At 31.9% G+C, this 18,439-nt stretch carries 16 protein-coding genes and 1 riboswitch; of the genes, 13 read left to right on the top strand and 3 right to left on the bottom strand.

Annotated elements, in window-relative coordinates:
- The first annotated feature begins 10 nt into the window (after positions 1-10).
- Both J2Z80_RS09020 and J2Z80_RS09015 read left to right on the top strand, forming a co-directional pair.
- A complete protein-coding gene (locus J2Z80_RS09020) occupies positions 11-1,861 on the top strand; it encodes an APC family permease (protein WP_209454095.1) in 1,851 nt (616 codons plus the stop codon).
- 166 nt (positions 1,862-2,027) lie between these two features.
- Entirely contained in the window at positions 2,028-3,167 is a 1,140-nt protein-coding gene (locus tag J2Z80_RS09015) for an aldo/keto reductase (RefSeq protein WP_209454094.1), read from the top strand.
- 50 nt (positions 3,168-3,217) lie between these two features.
- Here J2Z80_RS09015 and J2Z80_RS09010 read toward each other — a convergent pair whose 3' ends face one another.
- A complete protein-coding gene (locus tag J2Z80_RS09010; RefSeq protein ID WP_209454093.1) occupies positions 3,218-3,523 on the bottom strand; it encodes a hypothetical protein in 306 nt (101 codons plus the stop codon).
- Between the two features lie 141 nt (positions 3,524-3,664).
- Between J2Z80_RS09010 and J2Z80_RS09005 the strand changes: the two genes are divergently transcribed.
- The 5 genes from J2Z80_RS09005 to J2Z80_RS08985 all read left to right on the top strand — a co-directional run bounded on the left by J2Z80_RS09005 (position 3,665) and on the right by J2Z80_RS08985 (position 7,118).
- Complete coding sequence (locus J2Z80_RS09005) at positions 3,665-3,907, top strand: hypothetical protein (RefSeq protein ID WP_209454092.1); 243 nt, start codon at positions 3,665-3,667, stop codon at positions 3,905-3,907.
- A gap of 31 nt (positions 3,908-3,938) precedes the next feature.
- Complete coding sequence (locus tag J2Z80_RS09000; RefSeq protein WP_349292591.1) at positions 3,939-4,406, top strand: methylated-DNA--[protein]-cysteine S-methyltransferase; 468 nt, start codon at positions 3,939-3,941, stop codon at positions 4,404-4,406.
- A 40-nt stretch (positions 4,407-4,446) separates the two neighbouring features.
- Positions 4,447-4,545: riboswitch (TPP riboswitch) on the top strand.
- Positions 4,546-4,602: 57 nt separating this feature from the next.
- Positions 4,603-5,241: an energy-coupled thiamine transporter ThiT gene (gene thiT / locus J2Z80_RS08995; protein WP_209454091.1), complete on the top strand. Its 639-nt coding sequence runs from the start codon at positions 4,603-4,605 to the stop codon at positions 5,239-5,241.
- A 204-nt stretch (positions 5,242-5,445) separates the two neighbouring features.
- Positions 5,446-6,561, top strand: coding sequence for an MGDG synthase family glycosyltransferase (locus J2Z80_RS08990; RefSeq protein ID WP_209454090.1), 1,116 nt, complete (start codon positions 5,446-5,448; stop codon positions 6,559-6,561).
- Between the two features lie 14 nt (positions 6,562-6,575).
- Positions 6,576-7,118, top strand: coding sequence for a phosphatase PAP2 family protein (locus tag J2Z80_RS08985; RefSeq protein ID WP_432422713.1), 543 nt, complete (start codon positions 6,576-6,578; stop codon positions 7,116-7,118).
- Here J2Z80_RS08985 and J2Z80_RS08980 read toward each other — a convergent pair.
- Positions 7,115-7,546: a CBO0543 family protein gene (locus J2Z80_RS08980; RefSeq protein WP_209454089.1), complete on the bottom strand. Its 432-nt coding sequence runs from the start codon at positions 7,544-7,546 to the stop codon at positions 7,115-7,117. The two genes, J2Z80_RS08985 and J2Z80_RS08980, sit on opposite strands and share 4 nt — an antisense overlap.
- 127 nt (positions 7,547-7,673) lie before the next feature.
- On the opposite strand from J2Z80_RS08980, the gene J2Z80_RS08975 reads away from it, so the two are divergent.
- The 3 genes from J2Z80_RS08975 (at position 7,674) to J2Z80_RS08965 (ending at position 10,169) form a co-directional block, all read left to right on the top strand.
- Positions 7,674-8,180 (top strand): ferritin-like domain-containing protein, encoded by a 507-nt coding sequence (locus J2Z80_RS08975; RefSeq protein WP_209454088.1) that lies wholly within the window; start codon positions 7,674-7,676, stop codon positions 8,178-8,180.
- 481 nt (positions 8,181-8,661) lie between these two features.
- Positions 8,662-9,471, top strand: coding sequence for an AsnC family protein (locus tag J2Z80_RS08970; RefSeq protein ID WP_209454087.1), 810 nt, complete (start codon positions 8,662-8,664; stop codon positions 9,469-9,471).
- Positions 9,472-9,683: 212 nt separating this feature from the next.
- A complete protein-coding gene (locus J2Z80_RS08965) occupies positions 9,684-10,169 on the top strand; it encodes a peptidoglycan-binding domain-containing protein (RefSeq protein ID WP_209454086.1) in 486 nt (161 codons plus the stop codon).
- A 484-nt stretch (positions 10,170-10,653) separates the two neighbouring features.
- Here the strand turns inward: J2Z80_RS08965 and J2Z80_RS08960 are convergent, their stop codons facing one another.
- A complete protein-coding gene (locus tag J2Z80_RS08960; RefSeq protein ID WP_209454085.1) occupies positions 10,654-11,628 on the bottom strand; it encodes a phosphodiester glycosidase family protein in 975 nt (324 codons plus the stop codon).
- 308 nt (positions 11,629-11,936) lie between these two features.
- On the opposite strand from J2Z80_RS08960, the gene J2Z80_RS08955 reads away from it, so the two are divergent.
- The 3 genes from J2Z80_RS08955 to J2Z80_RS08945 all read left to right on the top strand — a co-directional run bounded on the left by J2Z80_RS08955 (position 11,937) and on the right by J2Z80_RS08945 (position 18,312).
- Positions 11,937-15,182: a DEAD/DEAH box helicase gene (locus J2Z80_RS08955; protein ID WP_245301246.1), complete on the top strand. Its 3,246-nt coding sequence runs from the start codon at positions 11,937-11,939 to the stop codon at positions 15,180-15,182.
- Positions 15,183-15,468: 286 nt separating this feature from the next.
- Entirely contained in the window at positions 15,469-16,683 is a 1,215-nt protein-coding gene (locus tag J2Z80_RS08950) for a hypothetical protein (protein ID WP_209454084.1), read from the top strand.
- Positions 16,684-16,779: 96 nt separating this feature from the next.
- Complete coding sequence (locus J2Z80_RS08945; protein WP_209454083.1) at positions 16,780-18,312, top strand: S-layer homology domain-containing protein; 1,533 nt, start codon at positions 16,780-16,782, stop codon at positions 18,310-18,312.
- Positions 18,313-18,439 lie beyond the last annotated feature (127 nt).

Here is an 18,439-nt window from a genome sequence, read left to right as displayed (position 1 = left end):
AGGCGTTACAATGTTTAATAGGCTAAAGAGGGCTTTAATAGGTAGACCACTGACAAATAAGGCTATTAAAAGTGAAAAATACGATGTGATATGGGGACTTCCTATACTGTCCAGCGATGCAATTTCATCCGTAGCCTATGCGGGTGAAGAAATATTGTTAGTTTTATTACCAGCTATAGGTATACTGGCATACAAAAATTTATTGTATATTTCAGCTGCTATTATCAGTTTACTACTGATACTGGTATTCTCTTATTTACAGACTATTGAGAATTATCCAAATGGTGGTGGTGCTTATGTTGTTGCATCTGACAATTTAGGCAAGATTGCTGGGGTGGTGGCTGGTGCTGCACTTTCTGTTGATTATATTTTGACAGTAGCAGTCAGTGTATCATCAGGTGTTGATCAAATAACATCTGCATTTTTATTTTTAAAACCTTATTCAATACTTATTTGTATTTTAATCATATTAATTTTAATGATAGGAAATTTGAGAGGTATACGTGAATCATCCAGAATTTTTGGCATTCCATCGTATGCTTTTGTTTTTGGAATAATTGCAATGCTAATAGGGGGTATTGTAAAGATAAAAGGAGGATATGTGCCTCCTACAACACCTTTAAAAACTGTTGAGCCAGTAACACTATTTTTGCTTTTAAGGGCTTTTTCAAATGGATGTGCAGCAGTAACAGGTATAGAAGCTGTAAGCAACGCTGTTCCAAATTTCAAAGACCCTTCTGTAAAAAAGGCCAAAACTGTTCTTATTTTGTTAGCTTCGATAGTTTTGATTTCATTTGGAGGTATATCAGTTCTCATAAGCATGTATCACATTGTACCAGGTGAGAAGGCTGTTATCATCCAATTGGCTGATTATATATTTGGTAGAGGTTTTATGTTTTATTATATTACTGCTACAACCTTTATTATATTGGTAATGGCATCGAATACTGCTTATTCAGGATTTCCTCTTTTGCTTGCAATAATGGCAAAAGAAGGACACATGCCGAGGCAGCTTAATAAAAGAGGTGATAGGCTTAGCTACTCAAATGGTATAATATTGCTTTCAGTTTTAGCAACGGTATTAATTGTGACTTTTAAAGCTAATGTAACATCTTTAATAGGTTTGTACGCCATTGGTGTTTTTATATCTTTTACCCTTTCACAAACTGGAATGGCGAAAAAGTGGATAACAACCAGAGGCAAAAACTGGCTTATAAAGGCATTTATAAATGGTACAGGCGCTATTGTGACTGCTATAGTTGTAATAATAATAGGTATATCAAAGTTTAGAGAAGGTGCTTGGATCGTAATTGTAGTCATACCTATTCTTGTATTTATGATGCTTAAGATAAACAAACATTATAGGGCAATTGCAAAACAGCTTCGAGTTAGCCCAGAAGATTTGCAAAGCATAAAAATATCTGAGAATCATTACCGCAATAGAGTAATTGTGCCTATTGAAAGTATAAATAAAGCTAGTATACGAGCACTTAGATATGCTAGGACTATTTCAGATTATGTAATAGCGTTTAATGTTTCAATTGATGAAGAAAGCGGCGAGAAAATTAAAAAAAGGTATGCACTATTAAATACTGATATACCGTTGATTGTCAAATATTCACCATTTAGAAGGATAGTAGAACCACTTCTTAAATTTATAGAATCAGAAGAGTACAACTACAAGAAAGGTGACATGATTACGGTAATTTTACCACAGTTTATAGTTAGAAAAAGGTGGCACAATATACTTCATAATAAGACGAGGGTTTATATAGAAAAAGAACTGCTAAAGCACAAGCACATAGTTGTAGCTACTATGCCGCTACAACTTCACGATGACGATGATATTGAGGATAAATAGCAAGTGAAAAGAGCAATAGTTTTATTGCTCTTTTACTGTTTTTTGATGTAACAATGTATTAGCTTTGTATAATTGAATATGTATTGAGGCTTAAATTTTGTTATTTTATCTATTGATGCTATAATCAAATAAGAAATTTAAATTTTGATGATATGGAGGGGTTGATATGCAATACAGGGATTTTGGTAAGACTGGAGTAAAAGTATCAGCACTTGGCTTTGGAGCTATGAGACTTCCTATCGTAGATGGTGACTATAGCAAAATAGATGAAGCTGAAGCGATAAAAATGATAAGATATGCTATAGATAATGGCGTTAATTACGTTGATACTGCATATCCATATCATGAAGGGCAAAGTGAAATTGTGGTAGGCAAAGCCTTAAAAGATGGTTACAGAGAAAAGACGTATTTAGCTACAAAACTTCCGTCATGGCTGGTTAATGAAAAAGAAGATATGGATAAGTACCTAAATGAGCAGTTAAAAAAGCTTGATGTTGAATACATAGATTTTTACCTTCTCCACGCATTGGATAAAGAAAGGTGGGAAAAATACAAGAGGCTTGATGTATTTAGCTGGATGGAAAAAGTTAAAAAGGAAGGTAAAGTCAAATTCATTGGTTTTTCATTTCATGATGAATACAACGTTTTTAAAAGCATAATTGATGATTATGATAAATGGGATTTTTGCCAGATTCAGTACAACTATATGGACATAAATAATCAAGCAGGTACAAAAGGGCTTAAGTATGCTGCATCGAAAGGGTTAGCTGTAATTGTAATGGAACCAATAAGAGGAGGTAAGCTTGCAGGAGATCCGCCAGAGGCTATCAAAGAGATTTGGAATAGTGCCAGCGTAAAAAGGACACCTGCAGAATGGGCTTTGCAGTGGGTGTGGAATCATCCAGAAGTTTCTCTTGTATTAAGTGGAATGAGTACGATGGAGCAAGTGAAACAAAATATAGAGAGTGCCTCAAGGTCAAAAGCCAATGGCTTAACCGAAGACGAGGTAAAACTTGTTGATAAAGTCAGAGAAACTTATAAGAAGCTTTCACCTGTTGGTTGTACTGCTTGCAACTACTGTATGCCGTGTCCAAATGGCGTAAATATACCGAAGAATTTTGCAATTTACAATGAAGCCCACATGTACAACAACTACAATGAAGCACTTAGAAATTATAATAATTTAAATGAAGGAAAAGCAAGCTCTTGCATAGAGTGTGGAGAGTGCGAGACGAAATGCCCTCAGCACTTGACGATAATTGAATATTTAAAAGATGTAAGAAGATACTTTAAAGAGGCTGTTTAAAAAATAGGCCATATTGATGAAACCTAAGTTTCACCAATATGGCTTTACTTTTAGTAGTCAACGTATCCCTTTTTCTTGGCTTCTAAAAATAGTAAAAAGTTTATGAAGTAAAATATAACACCTGATGCCACGATAAATATACTATTTAAATTAAGCACCATTATAAGTATCCCAAAGATTATAAGGTATATGGAATTAAGTATTGAAAACTTAAGCTGCAACTTTAAGAATTCATCTGATTTTAAAAGCCTTATTTTTGCTTTTCTCGTATAATAAGTAACTTTATCTTTATTTAATATGGAATACATCAAATAAACGATACCGGCAATTACTAATACAATACCTAGCCAATTCATCTTATTACACCCTTTCTTGATTTTATTTTAGAATTTGTTGAATAAAAAAGCAACTTATAATATTTTTCATAATACTTGTTTTGATTGTTTACTTGTGAAATAATAAATAGTGAATATCTTATTTAGAAGGGAGTGTCAAGGATGGTTCAAAGCGGATTTATGCTATTTCTGCAGTACTTTGTAGCATTAGCAACACCGATTGTATCAGTCATTTTTTTGGTATTTTACATAGTTTATACAATGAAAAAGATGAAAAAGATTGATTCAATAGAAAAAAGCTTAGCAAAAATAGCAGCTTTGAGTAAATCAGAAACTGAATTAGTTGATGATTTTGATGATGACTATGTAGATGAAGACACCGATGAAGAAATAAAGATTAGATAGCATATTATTTAAAAGCCCAGGATGTGATAAAGTGTTGTGTGATTATCTAGATACACCCTTTGGAAGGCTGATGATATATGCAGGTGAAAATGGTATAATAAGGATAGATTTTCCTAATGAAGAACATTCACAATGTTTAAGAGGTACAAATTTGTTTATTGCAGATTGCAAAGAACAGCTTAGATTGTACTTTAAGGGACACTTGAAAGAATTTAGCGTAAAGTTAGACTTAGAAGGGACTGATTTTCAAAAATTAGTTTGGCGAGAGCTTATGAAGATACCGTATGGTTTTTATGCTACATATGGTGAAATTGCAAAAAGAATAGGCAAGCCGAATGCATCAAGGGCTGTAGGAAATGCCCTCAATAAAAATCCTATTCCGATTATCATACCGTGTCATAGGGTCATTGGCTCTGATATGACATTGAAAGGTTTTGGCGGTGGACTTAATATAAAAGCATTTTTGCTTAAGCACGAAGGTATTGCATTTAAAAAATAATTTTATTATAATGATAATAAATATAAATTAATAAACAGACTATGTCCGCTGGGGGTGCTTTTAGCTGAGATGGCAGATGCCAAACCCCTAGAACCTGATTAGGTTAATACCTACGAAGGGAATGCGGCAAAAGACCGCATCAGTGTGCGGTTTTTTTGTTTTAAGCGGTACATAGCCTCAAAAGGAGGTTATTTTTATGTCCTACATTGTAAGCATTTTTTCAGATTTCACAAAAATAAAGCCTGCCACACTTTCCATCATAATTGCGATTTTATTTGCTGTGTTTTTGTTTTACATTTTAAGAAATAGTGTCAAGTTTAATGTCAAAATGCTGGTATATGGTGGTTTAGCAATAGCCATATCGTTTGTCTTGTCGTATATAAGGTTTTACCATTGGCCTCAAGGTGGTTCTATAACGCCAGCCAGTATGCTTCCTTTGTTTGTTTTTGCATACTACTATGGAGCAGGGCCTGGTATTTTAGTAGGAATGGCTTATGGAATGCTTCAGCTTATACAAGATCCTTATGTTGTGCATTGGATACAGCTTCTTTTAGATTATCCTCTGGCATTTGGTGCCTTAGGGCTTGCAGGATTTTTCAAGAAAAATTTAAGCCTTGGGGTCTTAGTTGGCGGTTTTGGTAGGTTTTTTTCGCATTTTCTATCAGGTGTCTTTTTCTTTGCTAGCTATGCACCAAAAGGCATGAATCCCGTAGTATATTCGCTTCTTGTAAATGGGATATTAGTAGGTGTGGAAGTCTTAATATGCTTTGTGGTATCTATTATTCCACAAGTGAGAAACGCAATTGATATTGTGAAAAAGAGAGCTTTAGCGTAGAAAATATGTATTTAAGACCCTCTTCTTGGCGGAAGAGGGTTTAATAATTTTTGTACAACAAATCAATTTTGATGGTATAATATTAGATAGCAAATGAAAATAAACTATATTGATAGACTATTTTAACGTATTTTTAATCAAACTTTAATCCAAATTTAATATTTTGATGAGATAATCAATATAGTGATTGCGAGGGTCTTAAAAATGGATAAAATGAAGATTTTAATACTTTATGAAGATATAGGTACTGGACATAAAAGGACTGCAATAGCATTGAAAAAATCATTTGAAAAAAGAGATAATGTTGAGGTGTTTGTGGAAAATCCACTTGGAGAGAAGTTCCCTAGCATTTCGTATTTGACGACTCGAATTTACCTAAAGACATTAAAATTAACACCTGAATTATGGGGATATCTTTACGAAATGGAAAGGGATAAAATAGAGAGGCGTATAAATAAACTGATAGGCATATCGGTTTATACTTTTATCAAAGATTATGTATTAAATTTAAAACCTGATGCAGTAATATGCACACATCCATTTTCTTGTTCTATTTTATCTCATGTAAAAAGGGATCTTAATATACCTATATATGCCATATTGACTGATTATGATGTCCATGCATATTGGATACATCATCAGATAGACGGTTATTTTGTGGGTTCAAGTGAAATGAAGACTCAGATGAAAAGTATGGGTATATGTGACGATAAAATTTATGTTACAGGAATACCTATTGATGAGGAGTTTTACGTCAAGAAAGATAAATTTGATATGAGGCAAAAATTAGGGTTTTCTTTAGACAAACCGCTTGTGCTGATTATGGGTGGTGGACTTGGACTTGGAAATATTAAAAAAGCTGTTAATGTCATACAAAACCATAAAGATCTACAAATTGCTGTAATATGTGGATTAAATAAAAATTTAAAGGCCAAAATTGAAGAAATTGCTGAAGATAATGTGTTTATTTATGGACATGTAGATAATGTACATGAATTTATGGATGCGGCAGATGTGCTTGTAACAAAAAGTGGTGGTCTGACTGTCACAGAAGCTATAACTAAAAAATTGCCTATGATTATTTTTGATCCTATTCCAGGGCAAGAAGAGCGTAACCTTGAATATCTGCTAAAAAAAAGAATTGCCTTAAGAATCAAGGATATAGAAAGGCTGGATAAGAAAGTAATAGATTTATTAGGCGATAGTAAAAAGATAAATGAAATGAAAGAGCGAATGGGCGAGATTGGTATATATCATTCTGCAGATAAAGTATGTAATATTGTTATAAACAATATAAAAAAGGATGCTATAAAGGTGTAAGGAGGTTTCATTCAGTGCTGGGAGTTAAGAAATTGATTATTGCGGAAGATAGGAATGTGTTTTATATTCTAAATGAAAGAATAAAATGCAAGACGCTTGATAGAATAATGCCTAAAATAACTCATATTGGAGGGCCGTATTTTACGGTGTTATCATGCCTTTTGCTTATTGTGTTTGGGAAAAATAATGTAAAAATTTCTGCGCTTCAAGCATTGACGACATTGACAGGAAGCCATATGTTTGTCCAGATTTTAAAAAGGTTGTGTACAAGGCCAAGACCATATTTAGTTTTGCCGGAGGCAAATACATTTAAATGCTTGCTTAGAGATTATTCTTTTCCATCAGGCCATGCAACAGCTATTTTTTCATTGGCAGTTTCATTCTCATTTTCTTTTCCTGGATTAACCATTGTTTTTATAAGCTTAGCTATTATGGTAAGCATATCCAGGATATACATGGGCTTGCATTATCCTTCAGATGTCATAATAGGTTCTACAATGGGTGTATTTTTTTCATATATCACCCATATATATGGATTAATGTTGCCGATTCTTTAGGATAAATATTTATTCTGCACAGTTAAAGCCGTCAATGTAAAAACGTATGTGATAATCGAAAAAAGATAATTCCATTTATTATAAATCAAAAGACCTTTTATATGGAATATTGCTTCAATAACGGTTAACAATAAAGTCCAAACGATCAGATATAAAATATAACTTTTTCTATTCTTTGGAAGATATTGTATAAAAATCATTCCAAAAGGCGGACCTATTAATGTTTCCATTAGAAATGACAAAACTCCATTTGGAATAGGTGCCTCGACGTAATAGTAGTATTTAAGTGTAACATCAAAAATCATATCTAATGTATAGCCTACAGTTGATGAAAGAAAATATGCAGGTATCAATGCATTTATTTTTCTTTTATCGATTAAAAAAATTGTTAAAGTAGTTGTAAAAATTGAAAAAACAATATACCACATAACACCACCTTAATTTATTTTGTTTTTTTTAAAGCAAATTATTAAGGTTTTAAAAATTGATTGACTAGAAAATTTTGTAATGGTAAAATTATTTGTAGGAAATAATAATTTTCGAAGAGGTGTTATTATGGTAAATGATATAGAGAAGAAATACTTAAATGATCTTGAAGTTGTACAGCTTGCTATTGATATCGAAGATAGAGGCTATGAATTTTACACTTTGGCTTCAGAAAAGTTTTCTGATAATAAAGAAATAAAGGAATTTTTCATCGAGATGGCAAAAGAAGAGCTGGTGCATAAAACCCGTTTTGAAGAATTGTATAGAAGACTTTTGGATGAGAAGAAAGGAGACGACAGTTCATACTTTGATATAGAAGCATCTATATATTTGACGATGCTTTATAATACATCTGTATTTCCATCAAAAGATTCAGTAAATGAAGTGCTGAAAAAAATAAACACATATGAAGATGCCATAGAATTAGCAATAAGAGCGGAAAAAGATTCCATAATATTTTACGATGAAATAGTCAAAGATGCTAAGTTTGACTCTACTAAAAAAGTTGCAATTATGTTACTAAATGAAGAGATAAAGCACTTCATAGATTTAAGTAATAGGATAAAAGCGATATAGTATTAAGAAAATTAATCTAAAGTTTTACAAAGCCAAGATTGAAATTTTTAAGACCATCATTTTATGAAAGATTTAGATTTATTATGGGATTTATTAGCACACAGTTGAAAAGTTTTATTGTGAAATATAAAATTGATTTAAATAAAAAATATATGAGGTGCTGTTATGTTAACTGTTATTGTAGGAAGTGTTTTGATTTTAAGTTTTATAATAATCTTTGTAAAATTGACACATGTTGTGGGTTCGGGGATATTTAACTATATACGCAAAATATTCAGGTAATATTTCTTATTCAATTCTATCAATAAAAAATGCATCCTTGATATTAGACCTTTTGTCTAAATCTTGGGTGCATTTTATTTTTGTTTTTCAAAGTTTTATAAAATTTTAAAATTAAAAGGAATTTCTATATTTTTGTAGAAAATATATTAAGAAATGTTATTGGATAAATAATAAAGTTTTAATGAAGGTGTTGGTATTTATGAGTAATATATTGACCATTAAAAAAGAAATTGCTGAATCACATGGGGAATCATTACTTATAAATGTTAATCCAAATAAGAAAATTTTTAATAAAGCAATTAGTGATGAAAAGCTAATAAACATAAAAAAAGAAAACAGTTTTTTATTGTCATTGCTTAATAGTCTCGTAGATAAAAGTCTAAGGTATAAATGTCTTCTTTTGGAAGGATACTTTTTTATTCTATGTGATAAAAACGGCTATATAATCAAACTTATCTGCGATGATAAACTTAATAATTATTTCAACACATTGCATTTTGCAGAAGGTAGTAGCTTAAGGCTTGAGGATTGTGGCACAAATGCGATTAGTATGGCTATGAAATATAAAAATCAGATTGAATTATGCGGTAAAGATCACTATTGTAAATTGTTCAAAGATTGGTATTGCACTGCTATACCAATAATTGATTATTATTGTGGAGAAGTAGTCGCATATCTTGATGTGTCGCGGATTAATGTTCCAAGCATTAAAGACCAAAGTGCTATTCTTAAAAATATAGCTATCTATATTGAAGAATATTTATCATATAGAAATAAAAATCTACCAATAATAAGTTCTAAACTTGATGATGTGGACAAGTTAATTTTATCATCTTTAGTACGTAATGGGGTAAGAAAATTAGTAACATCAGATATAGGCATATCAGATCGAACGTTGAGAAAACATTTAAATAAACTTAGCAATTTATTTAAGGTAGATAATGATTTAGAAATAGTTAGAGCTGCTATAAAAATCGGAATTATAGATATTGATGGGAATATATTATAAAATTTTTGTAAATGTTAAAATTTTGATGTACCGAAATCCGGAACCATTTTAATAAAATCTAACAAAAAATATTCCGAATTTAGAAACTTCACAAATCTTAGATTAAGACCTATAATAATGTCAAATAAATCAATTTGCTATAACATTTACCATGGTATATTTTAAAATTGACAAAAAACGACCGTTTGGAGTCAGCAAAGGAGGATATTAATATGTTTAAAAAAGTATTATCGGTTGTAGCGTGTCTCTTTGTAATACTTTTGACATCTCAAGCTTTTGCTTCTCAAATAACTTTTGCACAAACATCAGCCCCAAAAATGCTTAATTCTAAAACTGTTTTTACTACAAGCGGTACTTTTGAAGCAAGTTATATAGCTCCATATACAATAATTTCTACACCATTAGGCTATGCAGAATTTCTTGAAGAAGGTTGTACTGACAGTGCTGATCCAAATGGTCCTGGCGCAGTTTCGGCATTACAAAGCGACTTAAACGCAATTAGAGGAGCAAATATTAGTATATCTGTAGATGGAATATATGGTCCAGAAACTGCACAAGCTGTTAAGATATTTCAACAATATGTTAAAAATAAATATGGTTGTTCTACAATGTCTATAGATGGTATCGCTGGTACTCAAACATGGACAGCTATATATGCTATTCAAGATGGAATTAATCCCCATACCTATATTCCATAGTGATTAATCTTAAATCTGTTAGAATCATGACCATCTGTTTTACGGATGGTCATGATTTACTCTTTTCCAATTACATAATTCTCTAAAAGTCGCTCTTGTTTCCAATCATTTACTCTGTAAAACTTTTTTCTATGTTTTTGAGTAAATATTATATGGTATTAATAATTCTATTTATTATGTGATAAACTAATAAATAGAATTATTAACGCTAATAACCATTAGTAATTTTTAATTTGTTGTTAACAGATCATAAGTTTATTTTATCACTGAAAGTTATTTTTGTGGGCCGCATTGCTAAAGTTTTATTAAATCCATGGTCTAATCAGGACTTTTTATACACAAAAAATGTTTAAACTATTCAATTACCACTTGTTTAGCTAAGTAATAGTTAAGTTTAGCAATGCGTAAATCATCTCTCTTACATATTGTATCAGATGTTTATAACTTTTGTTTTTCGTAAAATTATTTTAACCATAATAATTACTTACTTGGCATAAAAGATTGTTGGAACCATTCTTTCACCAAGTGGATTTATTGGATTATTTATTACTTTTCCCTTATAATAGAGTGTTGTTGAAGAACCACCATCAAGGTTTGCGGCATTAACTGCTCCATAATCTAGCATTATATTCTGAACATCTTTTAAAGTTGCACCAGTTAAACCTCTGATAAACGTTCCATCAATTACTAAGAATATTACTGTACCATCTTTTCTTTGACCTATAGCCGTTCTTGATGTTGAACCCCATCCACCATCGCCTTTTTTAATCATAGGTTCTCCATTAATAATAAGTGCAGGTCTAAAACTAACTCCTTCTTTTATTCCAGCATTTTTTATTTCATCTAAGGTGTATTTACCAACAAGTAATTTACCATCATCGGTAAATCCTATAAGATCTATTTTACCATCTGTACTATATGCATTATCATATAAAATTTTCCCGTTATGAATAATAATGCCGCCTGGTATTCCACCACTGCCTGTCCATGCTCCATTTACGTATCCGATAAAACCGCCTGCATTAATTGCAACGACAGCATTATTTTCTTTAGCGATTGTACTTACCGTTTCACCTTCTTTAGGCAATTTGCTTGATATACCAACTTGTATCCTTGTTGGATCGTGTATTAATATTACTTTGCCTTTAAATCTATTGCTTGATATGTCGTATACTTCAATTGTGTTATCATGAGAATTTGCAAAATTTAATATATTTTTATTGCTACTTCCTGTAGCGATATTATTAGAATTTTTCATGATTTCATCTATTTTACTTTGAGGCAAGAATAATGTAACTATATATTTATGACTAAAAGTTGTCATTGCAGATGTAACTAAAGTATTTCTTATATTTGCGAATGGTCCATAAAATATCAATATAGGAATAACAATAATTGATAATATGAATTCAAAAACCAAATATACAATAATTCTTTTCGTCAAAATCATATTTCTCATAGATAATTCTCATTCCTTTCATTTATAAACAGCATTTATTTTTACTTTAAGTTTTTCGGGTGTTTCATGCCGTACATGGTGGTTATCCATAGTATCCTCTGTAATATATTAACATAAATAATATTCGGGTATCAACAGGAATTTAAAAAATTTTCAAAAAATATGTTGACTTTATAGGTAAACCTCATTATATTAAATAACATAGTATTGCTTATTATTTACTAAAAGTATTGTAATGTATTGTAAAAAATCACATTTTAGTTTAATATATATTTGTAATTATATATAGTGTCGTTTTAAACATTTATTTGTCTATAATTGTTATAACAAAAGTTATATTGATTGGGATGGTAGTTATGATTCAGATAACTGATGCTGAGATTAAAAACAGGTGTGAAAATGATAGTGTCTATAGAAAAGGTCTTGAGTACTATTTATCAGGTAGAATACACAATTTTACTTACAACAAAACTGGCACTGTATTTCAAGCTTTTGTGATGGGCACATCTTTGTATAGGGTGATGATACAAAAGTATCATGGTGAGTTGTACACAAGCTGTACATGCCCTGCAAAGGCAAGGTTTGATGGCGATTGCAAACATATTGCGGCAGTTTTAATGTATATAAAGAATAATCAAGCTGAGATAGAGGATAGTCTAAAAAATAAGGTTGCTTATGATTTGTTCGAAGAATTTGAAAAAAGAGAATACATACCTGACGAATTAAAGCAGCCTGTCAACATAGAGGTTACATTAGAATCTTATCAATTTAATACATCTTTAAGCCTTAGAATGGGCATTGACAAATTGTACGTAGTTAAAAGCATAAAGAAGTTTTTTGACGATATTGATGAAGGAATGGTCGTTGAATTTGGCAAAGGTTTTTCGTTTGATCCAAGCGTAAATACCTTTAAAGAAGAAGATATGAAGCTTATAAGGTTTTTGAGGGAGATATACGAGATTGACAAAATCAATACTGAAAATTCATACTACAGAGTTGATTCGATTGTTTCCGGAAAGTATTTAAGGCTTACGCCATCGAATTTGGAGAAATTTATCGAAGTGATGAAGAACAGTCACTTTAATTTAGTTTTGGATGGGAAAACCTATTACGATGTGGATGTAGTTTTTGATGATCTTCCTATCAGCTTTAAACTTGAGAAAGGAAATAACGACAAAAACCTTAGGCTTACCATTGATGGAATTGAAAAAGTAAAGGCGTTAGACAGCAGAGGTAATTTTTTTGTGTATGATGGGAAAATATACAAGGTTTCTGATAAGCAGCGTTTTGCTTTAGCGCCATTTTACAATGTGTACATTACTAATAATACAAATAGCGTTGTATTTACTGAGAAGGATAAGCAGAAGTTTGCAGAAGTAATACTTCCGAATATGGATAAAGCAGGGAACGTCGTGATCGATGACGATGTAAAATCAGAATTTTATAACGAACCACTTGTTACGAAGATTTACCTTGATAAAAAAGGAGAAAGAATAACTGCTGATATAAATTTTACTTATGGCCAGTATAACATAAATCTGTACGATGAAGAAAAGACGAAGATAAATCGTGACTGCATTTTAATTCGGGACGAAGCTGCAGAAAAACGCATATTGGATATCTTTGAAAAGTGTGAATTTAAGGTAAAAGATAAATCGGTATACTTAGACGATGAAGACTCTATATTTAACTTTGTGTCAAATTATTTGCCAGTGCTTCAAAGAAATGCTGATGTGTACTATTCTGAATCATTTAAAAGGATGAAATTCTACAAAAGATCGTATAGCAGCAGCATTAGGATTCAAGACGATGATTTATTGGAATTTAGCTTTTCTATTGACGATATAGATAGAGATCTCATTCCAAAGATATTTGATTCGATAAAAATGAAGAAGAAATTTTTCAAGCTGCCTGATGGATCTTTTTTGCCTATTGATGATGAACTGGTGAAAATAGCAAATTTCATCGATTCATTGAATTTAAGCAGCAAAGATTTAAAGAAAGAAATCGTAAAGATTCCAAAATACAAAGCCCTTTATATTGATGAAAAACTTGAAAGTGATAGATTAAAGATTGATAAGGATGAAAAGTTAGATAGTTTAGTCAAAGCCATAAAAAATCCAATGGATACTGAATTTGAAGTGCCTAAGAAGTTAAATGGTGTCCTGAGAAAATATCAAGAAGTCGGGTTTAAATGGCTTAAAACATTGTCATCGTATGGTTTTGGTGGAATACTGGCAGATGACATGGGATTAGGAAAGACGATACAGACTATAGCATTTTTGCTGGATGAAAAAGAAAAGTATAAGGAACCGGCAATAGTCATCTGCCCTACGACTCTTATCTACAATTGGGAAAGTGAAATACAAAGGTTCGCACCGAGTCTTAAGACTTTGGTGGTATCTGGCAGCAAAAGTGAAAGAGGAAGTCTTATTAAAAGCATAGAGGAATCTGACGTAGTCATAACTTCATATCCTTTGATCAGAAGGGATATAGAAAGCTATGAAAATATTGAATTTAGCTATTGTATTTTGGATGAAGCGCAGCATATAAAAAATCCAAAGTCCCAAAATGCAGAATCTGTCAAAAGGATAAAAGCCAAAGGATATTTTGCGCTTACTGGTACGCCCATAGAAAATTCTTTGACTGAATTGTGGTCTATATTTGACTTCTTAATGCCCGGATACCTTTTGTCTCACAGAAAATTTGTGGAGAAGTATGAGAAGCCAATTGTAAGATACAAAAATGAAGAGGCGCTTAATGACTTAAGCAAGCATATAAGACCATTTATATTGCGAAGGTTAAAAAAGGATGTTTTGAAGGAGTTACCAAATAAGATAGAAACCACGTCATTTGCTGAACTTACGAAAGAGCAAAAAGAGCTTTATATGGCGTATCTGGAGAATGCAAAGACTGAAATAGCAGAGGAGATACGGAGTAAAGGCTTCGAAAGAAGCCAGATAAAGATAATAACTGCTTTAACGAGGTTAAGGCAGATATGCTGCCATCCATCAATGTTTGTAGAAAATTACAAAGGTACCAGTGGCAAGATGGAGCTTTTGATGGAACTGATTCAAGAATTGAAAGAAAGTGGACACAGGGCGTTGATTTTTTCTCAATTTACGACAGCGCTTAAGCTTATAGAAGACAATTTAAAGAGAGAAAAAATTTCATACTTGTATTTAGATGGAGATACAAAAACGAAAGAGAGAGGGGAATTAGTCAAAGCCTTCAACAAAGGCGACTCGGATGTCTTTTTGATTTCATTAAAAGCAGGTGGAACAGGACTAAACCTGGTAGGTGCAGATACTGTCATACACTTTGACCCGTGGTGGAATCCAGCGATAGAAGATCAAGCAACAGACAGAGCTCACAGGATTGGACAGGTTAATACAGTACAAGTCATAAAGCTTATAACGCAGGGTACAATTGAAGAAAAAATTGTAAAGCTGCAAGAGAAGAAAAAAGAGATCATAAATTCTGTCATAAACCCAGGTGAGACCTTTATAACTAAGTTGAGTGAAGAAGAAGTAAAAGAGCTTTTTGCAATGTGATCAAATGATTCGCAATTGCCGATTAAGGCAGTTGCTTTTTTTATGTTACAAGATTGTAATAGAAAATTAAGGAATAATTAATAAAATTTATAATTTTAAATTTTATAATAGAGGTGAGGCATGGGAGGTTAAGAGTATAATATGCAAAAATGGTAAAAATAATTTTTATGATGTGGAATATTTTTAGAAAAATTTAGCTTTTATATAAGTAGAAGGGGAAATATAGAAAATGGAGGTGATGGAAGAGACCATTAAATATCCCACAAAATATTAAGGAGGGAAAATTTTGAAAAAGAAAATATTCTCTTACGTTTTATTAATTGTTTTAATTTCGTACATGGGTTTAGAATATAGTTTTGCTGGTGATGCTGGCATTAAAACCAGTAAATCTTATACGGAGAGTTTTTTAAGAGAAATAAATAATGATTATGAATCAGTTCTAGAAGAAAAAGGTGTAAGTAGAGAAAAAATTAAAAAACTTTCACCGAGTATCCTAAAGGGTATTTTATTTCAGGCATATGCTAATAATTTTACTGATAATCAAATCCAACAACTTGTTGAAGGACAACTTTCTTTGTTGAATGAAAATTCTCCAGCTAAAATGAACAATAGTGGTAAAATAAGAGATGATGGATTGATTGAAACAAATTACGGTGTTTTCCTAAATTTATATGCAAATAAAACCATAAAAGATGTGGCAGAGAACAATGAAAAGTATTATAATGTGTCAAATAATATAAAATTTAATAACTCAACAATGGTACAACCGCTGTCATATACTGGATCATATCGTTCTATTACTAATTCAAAAGATCAATCTGGTACATATTGGTTAATAAAAAGTGAAGCCGGCTATAGAGAAGCAACAGCGTTTGTGACACTTCCAACAATAGATTCGATGAGCACCAATGATCGAGCATATATGTTTTTTTCAGTAAATACTAATCCATCATCTATTGTTGGAGACTATGGCGTAGTTTATTCACCAAATATAAGTGCATGGGTACCTTGTACAAATACAGGTGTTTGGAATAGTTCAACACAGAAATATGATATGTCCTGGTGGAATGGAAATTCTATACCTTCAAATATAACTAAATTATATTTTGATGTAGTGGTAACTACAACTTCTACAAATGATACTGTAACAATAACAATATATAATGGGGATAATTTCAGTCAAGTACTTGGAACAAAAACAATTACTTTTAATAACAATCCAATAAACAGCACATATTCAAATATAAATATTTATCGTGAAATTACCATGGCTCAAATAAATACCGGTACTTTAAATACGAATACTGGTAGTTATTTCAAAAATGCCATATTTACAAACTCGTATATTTATAGTACAACAGGATACTATCAATGGGGAACTTCTCAAACTAATGATGCTTATATTCAGGCACCAACAACAAAACAGCTTAATACAATTACAGTAAATTCTTATAGTAAATGGTATTCAGAGGACATTACAATGAGATATAATATTCCATAAGTCAAGGCAATGGAGATTTTTTATTCTATTACTTATATTATATTAAAATAGTTTAATCTAAAAAATTCTACTCTTAATCAAAAAGGAGCGGATTTGATGATAGAAATTATTCATATAAATAAATCTATATTTTGTAGAATTGTATCTTTAATTGTGGTAATTGTAATGCTATTGTCACAGCTATCAAATATATCATCAGCAAGTGAAAATTTTGTTACTTTAGACATCAGCAAAGGAAACATTGTTATAACTTCTACAGGTTATTCACAAAATAGCAGCAAAGAGATTCCATATACGGGGAAATATATTTTGACAGGATCTACAACAAAAAATTCAGTTGATATTAAAAGTGGAACTATATATGTTGTACTGAAAAATCTCAACATTGATCTATTTGATTCAGCAGAAAATTCTGCGTTTACTGTTGATCCTGATGCGGTTGCAAATTTAATGTTATCAGGAATAAACAAACTTAAAGGTGGTATAGGATATTCTGGATTAAATGTTTTGGCAGGCGCAAAAGTTATAATTGGTGTTAATGCTGATAGTTCATCACACATTATAAATATAATTGGTGGTGGTTCAAAGCTGGGAAGCGATAATAATATGACTGCTGGCGATGGCATAGGTGGCGGAGGTTTAGCTGTGATAGAAAGCGGTGTAGTCAATTCTGTCGGAGGCAGTGTGTTATACGGCAATGCTGGTGCAGGTGTAGCTAGCAATGTAATGGTAGATGGAGGAATGATTATCTCAAGCGGTGGGAGTGCTTATAGAGGGTCTAGTGGAGTAGGAATTAACGGTGACTTATCAATGACTGATGGATTTGGCGATATAATAGGAGGCGGTGGCTATACAGGAGGTAGAGCCGCTATAACTGGTAATGTTTTTAGTGAAGGTGGTTATTTAATAGCATCAGGTGGTGCTGGAGCAGGTGCTGGGAAAGCTGTTTTAGGCAGTGTTAAACTTAATAATGGTATGAATGCTTTTACCAGCAGTGATTGCAATACGTGGGCTAAAGCTGATGAAATTCAAAAATTGACAGGTAGTCAATATTTAAAAATACAGAAAAGTGAACCTTCAGGTGAGTTTACAGATGTACCGTACTCCAGTTGGTATTTTGAAGCAGTAGAATTTGCGACACATGGAGGGCTTTTAGATAGAGTAACGGAATCTACATTTAAACCAACAAATACAGCTGCGCGTTCTGAGATTGTAACTGCACTTTATAGACTTGCTGGTTGCCACAAAACAAGTGCATCAGTGAATTTTACAGATGTAATTAATGGGACAGAGATGTCAGATGCTATATCATGGGCAAACAAAAATAGTATTGCAGTCGGATATGGCAATGGCAAATTCGGTCCTAATGATCCAATTACAAGAGAACAATTTGCTGCAATGATGTTCAATTTTGCAAAGTGGAAAGGGATAGATGTCAATAAATCAGATGATTTAAGTGAATTTGTAGATGCAAGTATAATTTCTGACTGGGCTAAACCATCTCTACAGTGGGCCGTGTCTATTGGCATTATTAAAGGCAATGGATCAGGTAAATTAAATCCGCTTGATTATATTACCAGAGCTGAAGTAGCAGCAATTTTAATGCGTTTTATCGAAAATTACATTTAGCATATATACACATATATTTATTCCATAAAAAGGTGATATTTATGATATCAAAAAAATGGATAATGACAATACTACTTATTTCGGCTCTTACAGGATGTTCAAATCTAGAAAAACAAGGAGATGTGGT

The sequence above is a fragment of the Thermoanaerobacterium butyriciformans genome (assembly GCF_017874545.1).
Lineage (GTDB): Bacteria > Bacillota > Thermoanaerobacteria > Thermoanaerobacterales > Thermoanaerobacteraceae > Thermoanaerobacterium > Thermoanaerobacterium butyriciformans.
This window is presented reverse-complemented; position numbering and strand designations above follow the sequence as displayed.